Genomic DNA, 6,740 nt, shown 5'->3' with positions numbered 1-6,740 from the left:
GATGGAAAAGCGGCAATACAACACGCATCCGCCGCGCTATGAATATGTTCCGACAGCGATCGGCCAGGATTTTCGTCCCGTGCTGATTGGCATGCTGGCCTGGGCCAACCGCCATTTCACGCCGGATGGCCTGAGCGTCGTGCTGCAGGATCGCGAAACCGGCGCGCCGGTCGAGCCAATGCTGGTGGATCGCAATAGCGGCATCCCGATTACACCGGAACGCCACCGCTATGTGGCGGGTCCGACGGCGACGGACGCCATGCGCGCCCGCCTCGATCTCATCGAAAGCCGTACGAATCTGAACGACGGCGCCAACTGAATTCCATATCTCGCTGAAAGACCATCATGACTGCACAAGCCACGGCCACCGGCCTTCATTCCGTCCCCGCGCAAGGCCCATCGGGCCGGAAGCGCCTGATTACTACTGCCGTGCTGGCCGCTATTGTGGTTGGCGCGGCAGCTTATAGTGCGCACTGGTGGAACACGGGCCGCTTTATCGAAACCACCGATGACGCCTATGTCGGCGCCAATATCACCCTGATCGCGCCGAAAGTGGCGGGCTACCTGACCGAAGTTGCCGTCACCGATAACCAGGTTGTTCACGCAGGCGACGTGCTGGCCCGCATCGACGACCGCGACTACCGGGCGGCGCTGAACAAGGCGGAAGGCGCAGTCGCTGCGGCCCGTGCGCAGATCGCCAACCTGGATGCGCTGCGTGAGCAGCAGGGCGCTGTTATTAATCAGGCCCGTGCCGGCGTGGCAGCCAGCGATGCCGAGAAATTCCGTGCGCGCGACGACCAGCAGCGCTATCGCGACCTGGTTGCCAAGTCGGCGGTGTCCGTGCAGAGCGAACAAAAGGCCGATACTGCCTTCAAACAGGCCCAGGCCGAAGACCAGAAGGCGCAGGCACAATTGACGGCGGCCCAGCGTGAACTGGACGTGATCGGCACCCGCAAGCAGCAAACTGAAGCCGCCTTGCAGCAGGCGGAAGCCGAGCGCGATCTGGCGAAACTGAATCTCGAATACACGGTGCTGCGCGCCCCGATCGACGGCGTGGTCGGCAATCGGCGCGCACGTACCGGAGCCTATGCGACCGTGGGCAACCAGCTGCTTTCGGTCGTGCCGTCGCAAGGCCTGTGGGTCGATGCCAACTTCAAGGAAGATCAGCTGGCGCATTTCCACGAAGGCCAGCGCGTGACCGTTCGCGCTGACGTGCTGCCAGGCCGTGAGTTTCATGGCCGTCTGGCCAGCCTGGCGCCGGCAACGGGTGCGCAATTCAGTGTGCTGCCGCCGGAAAATGCCACTGGTAACTTCACCAAGATCGTGCAGCGCGTACCGGTGCGTATTCTGCTCGACGAGGCGGATGCCAAACTGGGATTGCTCCGTCCGGGTCTTTCCGTGTTTGCCAGCGTTAATACGCAAGGCGAGAAGTAAATGAGCACCGTTGCCAAGGCCTTACCGGCCGCACCCGCACCAGCAGCAGCCGTTAATCCGGCCGACCTTCTGACGCCAAAGCAGAAGATGCTGGCCTTCGCCACCATGTGCGTGGGCATGTTCATCGCGCTGCTCGATATCCAGATTGTGTCCGCCTCGCTGCGCGACATCGGCGGCGGCCTGTCGGCCGGCGCGGACGATACGGTCTGGGTGCAGACCAGCTATCTGATCGCTGAAATTATCGTCATTCCGCTTTCCGGCTGGCTGGCGCGGGTGATGTCAACGCGCTGGCTGTTTGCAGCCTCCGCGGCCGGCTTCACGATTTCCAGCATGCTGTGCGGCCTGGCGTGGAATATCCAGAGCATGATCGCGTTCCGTGCGCTGCAAGGCTTTCTTGGCGGTTCCATGATTCCCATGGTGTTCACCACGGCGTTCGTGTTCTATCAAGGGAAGCAGCGTGTGATTGCGGCGGCCACGGTCGGCGCGCTGGCCTCGCTGGCGCCGACGCTTGGCCCGACGGTCGGCGGCTGGATCACCGATCACTTTAACTGGCACTGGCTCTTCTACATCAATCTGCTGCCGGGAATCTTCGTCACCTTTACCGTGCCGATGCTGGTGAAGGTCGATCAGCCTAACTGGAAGCTGGTGCGCAATGCCGACTATCTGGGCATGCTGCTGATGGCGCTGTTCCTTGGCTGTCTCGAATACACGCTGGAAGAAGGCCCGCGTCTGGATTGGTTTGGCGACAGCGTTATTTTGTCGACTGCCTGGATTTCCGGCCTGTCTGCGATAGGCTTCATCTGGCGCTCGATGACTTATGCGCATCCTGTGGTCGACCTGCGCGCCCTGAAGGACCGCAACTTCGCGCTGGGCTGCTTCTTTTCCTTCATGACCGGTGTCGGCATCTTTGCGACGATTTATCTGACGCCGCTGTTCCTTGGCCGCGTGCGTGGTTTCAGTGCGCTGGATATCGGCCTGGCCGTGTTTTCGACCGGCGTATTCCAGGTCATGTCCATTCCGTTCTATTCGGCGCTGGCCAACCGCGTCGACCTGCGCTGGCTGATGATGTTTGGTCTGGCGTGCTTCGGCGTGTCGATGTGGTTTTTCTCGCCAATCACCCACGATTGGGGCGCATCGCAGCTGATGCTGCCGCAAGCCTTGCGTGGCATCGGCCAGCAATTCGCCGTGGCGCCGACAGTTACACTCACGCTGGGCAATCTGCCGCCGGAGCGATTGAAGCTGGCATCCGGTTTGTTCAACCTGATGCGCAACCTGGGTGGTGCAATCGGCATCGCGGTGTGCGCCACAATCCTGAACGACCGCACCAACCAGCACTTCATGCGCCTTGCCGAGCACCTGAACACCAGCAATGAAGCCATGAATGATTTGCTGGCCAGTGCCGGCAGCCAGATTTCAGCCTGGGGTGGCGACGCCATTGCGGCGCAGGGCGGGGCGTTGAAGCAGTTATGGGGGCTGACTTTGCGAGAAGCGCAGACCCAGACGTTCTCGGACATCTTCATCGTCATCCTGGTCGCCTTCATGATCACGACCGCGATGGCGCCGCTCATGCGCAAGGTCGCGCCACCACAGGCCCCATCGGCTGACGCGCACTAATCAGGAATTGCCGCCGCAAGCCGCCGGCAGCGGGGTCTGCGGCTTGCCCTGCATGAGCGGGTGCTCCAGCGGATTGGCAAGGTTCAAATCGCCACCGAGCCGCGGCTGCCAGTTGGTCGGCTCGGCTGGCGACCTGGGGCCGCAGGTGTGGCGATCGTAAATGGCTTTCCAGCTGTTCGGCTCGTGCGGACGCTCCTGTTCAAAGCCGGTCTTCGTCTGAATGTAGGACGGATCGGCAATACCATTGAGCGTGAACTTCACCAGCTGGTCCAGCCTGGGAGACTGGATGTCGAGGATGGACGCCATCATCACCAATGGCGTCACCGCGAACAGGTGGTAGTGCAACGCCTTCACTGCCCGGTCCATTTCGCGAGGCAGGGAGCCGTCGGCCGCGACCTGGGACATCGCCTCGTCGAACACTTTGCGCCCCCATGCCAGAAAACGCGCGTCGCCGGTTACTGCACCCGTGGCCGTCACTGCAAGTCCTTCCCAATAGTAGTGATTATTGCGCTCGCCTTTGTAGGCATCGGAGTGGGCAACGGTTTCCTCGGCCAGCAACTTCAGCCAGCTTTCGACGCTGCGCTTCTGCGCTTCGCTTGCCGCTGGTTTCAGTTTTGCGTAGCTCATGGCGAGGCCGCCAAGCGTCCATTTGCGTGTGTAATAGGCCTGGTTGCTCGACATTTTTCCCAGTAAGGCCTTCTGATCGGCCCAGCTCTCCATCCACTTCAGGCCGCACTGCGCGTCCGCCAGCGCTTTGCCTGACGCCGCCTGGTAATTGCTGGCGTCGTGCGCGACGGCGTCCAGGAAGTTGTCGATCGGTTTGACGGAGGCGATGTTTTTCGCCCGCAGCACCGGATCGATGATGGAGTTGTGTTTATCGGTGTAATAGCGGTTGGCTTCGATATCGATGACGGCGGCGGGTGGCGCGCTGCAGGCAAGGGCGTTTCCAGTGCTCAAGGCGAACAACAGGGTCGAAATCCAGTGAGAAGTATTCATAGCCTTATTTTAGGTAATCGTTTAACCTCAGTGTACTGCAATTTGTTAGCAAGTCAACTTGGCAAGTAAAACGCTTTCCCAACTCGCTGGAGCAAAATGACCATCAAGCCACCCACCATCCGCGATGTAGCAAGTACGGCAGGCGTATCGACTTCCACGGTTTCCAAGTACATGAACGGCATTCAGCGCTTCTCGCCGGAGGTGGAGGCGGCGCTGAAATCGGCCATCGAGAAGCTTGGCTACCGCTCCAATCCGCAGGCGCAGGCGATGATCACCGGCCGCACCGGCTCGATCGGGCTGGCCGTGCTGGATATCAGCAACCCGCACTTTACCAGCATTGTGAAAGGCGCCAATCGCGTCGCGCTCGCCCATGGCTATACCCTGCTGCTGGCTGATGTGGATGAGAATCCCAATCGCGAACGGTCCTTGCTCGAAGCGCTTAGCCGGCGGGTGGACGGACTGCTGGTGTACTCACGTCTGCCGGAACAGGAGATGTCGTGGATGATCGCGCTTGGCAAGCCGCTCGTGTTTTTCGGACGGCTGGAGCAGGCCAGGCTGCCCTGCGTGAGCGGCGACGACCGCCGCGCCGGCTTCATGCTGGCGCAGCATCTGGTGGCGACAGGACACAAGCGGATCGCCTATCTCGGCTTCTCCAAGTCAAACCGCAACAGGGAGCGGCTGGACGGCATTCAGAGCTGCCTGGCGTCGCACGAATTCAATCTGGCGATCTTCGACTGTGATGCGCCGACCGCCAAGGCAAGTGAGCTCGCAAGCTCCCTGATCATGCTCGGTGAGCAGCATCCGGACGCCATCGTTTGCTACAACGACCTGATGGCAGTGGGGCTTATGGCGGGAATTCAAAGCCTGGGCTTCAAGGTGCCGCTGCATGTCTCAGTGGCCGGCTTTGACAATATTCCATTCGCCCGCTACACCAGCCCGCCATTGACCACGGTCGACCAGCAGAGCGAGCGGATGGGCGAGGCCGGCATGCACAAGCTGCTGTCCGCCATCGGCGGCGACAACTCCTGCGATGTCACGACGCTGGCGCCTCAGTTGATTGTGCGCTCATCGGTTCTGTCTCGTCGGTAGGTGGTTAAACGCTTACCTTATGGAGCGTTTTAAGCACTCAAAGTGTGGCCTGTTTGCAACTTGAAAGCTAAACTGAACACGATTCTAGTTAAACGCTTACCTAAAATTTGAGTTTCCTGTACTATCCAATAAACAAAGGCTAACTATTCAATCGGAGCAACATTAAACAAATAAGAGGGGAGACAGCAGTGCTTAACGATAACAAACGCATCAATAGCCCGTTAAAGCCAATCACAGCAGTAGTAGCGCTGGCCTTGCTAGGTATGACCGGCATCGCATTGGCCCAGGAAGACGCAACGAAAGCAGGGCAGCTGGAAACGGTGGTTGTGACCGCCAACAAACGTGTTGAAAAGCTCGAATCCGTACCGATGGCAATTTCGGTGCTGAGCGAGGCAGAAATCACCCGTAACAATATCCGCGAAATCGAAGACGTGATCGCGCTGACGCCGTCGCTGACGATGGCAGCGGGCACCACGGCCGCCAACAACGCGCTGTTCATGCGCGGTATCGGTACCGTGTCGGTCGGCATCGGCGTCGAATCCGACGTTTCGGTGATCATCGACGATATTCCGATTGCGGTGCAGTTCCAGGCCTTCCGCGACCTCGCTGACGTGTCGCGCATCGAGGTGCTGAAAGGGCCGCAAAGTACGCTGTTCGGTAAATCGGCAGTTGCCGGCGCGATCAACATCGTGACCAAGCCGATTGGCGGACCAATGGTGTATCGCGGCACCGCTTACTACACGGACGATGGTGAGTGGCGTGCAGGCCTGTCGGCTGGCGGCATGGTGTCGGATACTTTCGGCATCCGCGTGGCAGGCAGCAAGACCCGCATGCCCGGCAACTTCCACAATCTGACCACCGGCCAGGATGTGAACGGCTCGTCCGGCACCACCTTCATGGCCAAGCTGTCCTGGCATCCGATTCCGGACCTGGGTATCGATCTGCTGCCGCACTATAACGACCAGGCCAACTCGCGCGGCGTGACCGCTGTGAATGGCTTCCGCCTGGCTGATGGTTCGCCGGCCAACGTCAGCACCGCCTATTTGAACGGCAATCCGCTGTTGCCTGCATCCGTGGTTTTGGCGGGCATTGATCCGCACGATCAGGGTAACCGCAATGTGCGCCGCGATTTCCCGACCGGTATCGATTCGCGCACCGTCGGCAGCGGCCTGAAGTTCGCATACACCTTGCCGAACGATGCGCAGCTGATGTCGATTACCTCGTACGAGCGCTACACGGCGAACGACTACCGCGACCAGGACTTTACCGATGTGCCAACCCTTGCGCGTCCAGGCGTGCCGGGTCTGACAGTGGGGAATAACCAGTTCGGTACTTACAAGATTCGCGCCAAGACTCAGGAATTCCGCCTGGTGTCGCCGGATCAGGGCAACTTCCGTTATGTGGCAGGCCTGTGGTGGGCGCGCAATGACATCGACCGTCACTTCATTCGCGGCTTCTGCGTGGCGCCGACCGTTTGCAGTGCTTCGTCGACGTCGAGCCCAACCAACTACTACACGGACATCTACAACATCAACAAGGCGGTGTTCGGTCAGGCATCGTGGGAATTCATCCCGAGCTATACGCTGGTGGCCGGCCTGCGCTGGAAC

Annotated in this window: 6 protein-coding genes; 5 read left to right on the top strand and 1 reads right to left on the bottom strand. The window is 60.1% G+C overall.

Going from position 1 to position 6,740, the window contains the following annotated elements; genetic code table 11:
• From AB4Z11_RS18825 to AB4Z11_RS18815, 3 genes are all read left to right on the top strand, one after another.
• The coding region (locus AB4Z11_RS18825; RefSeq protein WP_442026848.1) for a winged helix-turn-helix transcriptional regulator at positions 1 to 319 on the top strand (319 nt) is incomplete at its 5' end.
• A gap of 26 nt (positions 320 to 345) precedes the next feature.
• Positions 346 to 1,434: an HlyD family secretion protein gene (locus tag AB4Z11_RS18820; RefSeq protein WP_442026846.1), complete on the top strand. Its 1,089-nt coding sequence runs from the start codon at positions 346 to 348 to the stop codon at positions 1,432 to 1,434.
• Positions 1,435 to 3,048 (top strand): DHA2 family efflux MFS transporter permease subunit, encoded by a 1,614-nt coding sequence (locus tag AB4Z11_RS18815; protein ID WP_442026844.1) that lies wholly within the window; start codon positions 1,435 to 1,437, stop codon positions 3,046 to 3,048. It abuts the gene before it with no gap.
• Here AB4Z11_RS18815 and AB4Z11_RS18810 read toward each other — a convergent pair whose 3' ends face one another.
• On the bottom strand, positions 3,049 to 4,044 hold the full coding sequence (locus tag AB4Z11_RS18810; protein ID WP_442026843.1) for an alginate lyase family protein: 996 nt from the start codon (positions 4,042 to 4,044) through the stop codon (positions 3,049 to 3,051).
• Positions 4,045 to 4,140: 96 nt separating this feature from the next.
• Here AB4Z11_RS18810 and AB4Z11_RS18805 point away from each other — a divergent pair, with 96 nt between their 5' ends.
• Together AB4Z11_RS18805 and AB4Z11_RS18800 are read left to right on the top strand one after the other, a co-directional pair.
• Positions 4,141 to 5,133: a LacI family DNA-binding transcriptional regulator gene (locus tag AB4Z11_RS18805; RefSeq protein ID WP_442026841.1), complete on the top strand. Its 993-nt coding sequence runs from the start codon at positions 4,141 to 4,143 to the stop codon at positions 5,131 to 5,133.
• Positions 5,134 to 5,321: 188 nt separating this feature from the next.
• A partial coding sequence (locus AB4Z11_RS18800; protein WP_442026840.1) for a TonB-dependent receptor occupies positions 5,322 to 6,740 on the top strand: 1,419 nt, incomplete at its 3' end.

It is taken from the genome of Pseudoduganella sp. RAF53_2 (genome assembly GCF_052113985.1).
Lineage (GTDB): Bacteria > Pseudomonadota > Gammaproteobacteria > Burkholderiales > Burkholderiaceae_D > Rugamonas.
This window is presented reverse-complemented; position numbering and strand designations above follow the sequence as displayed.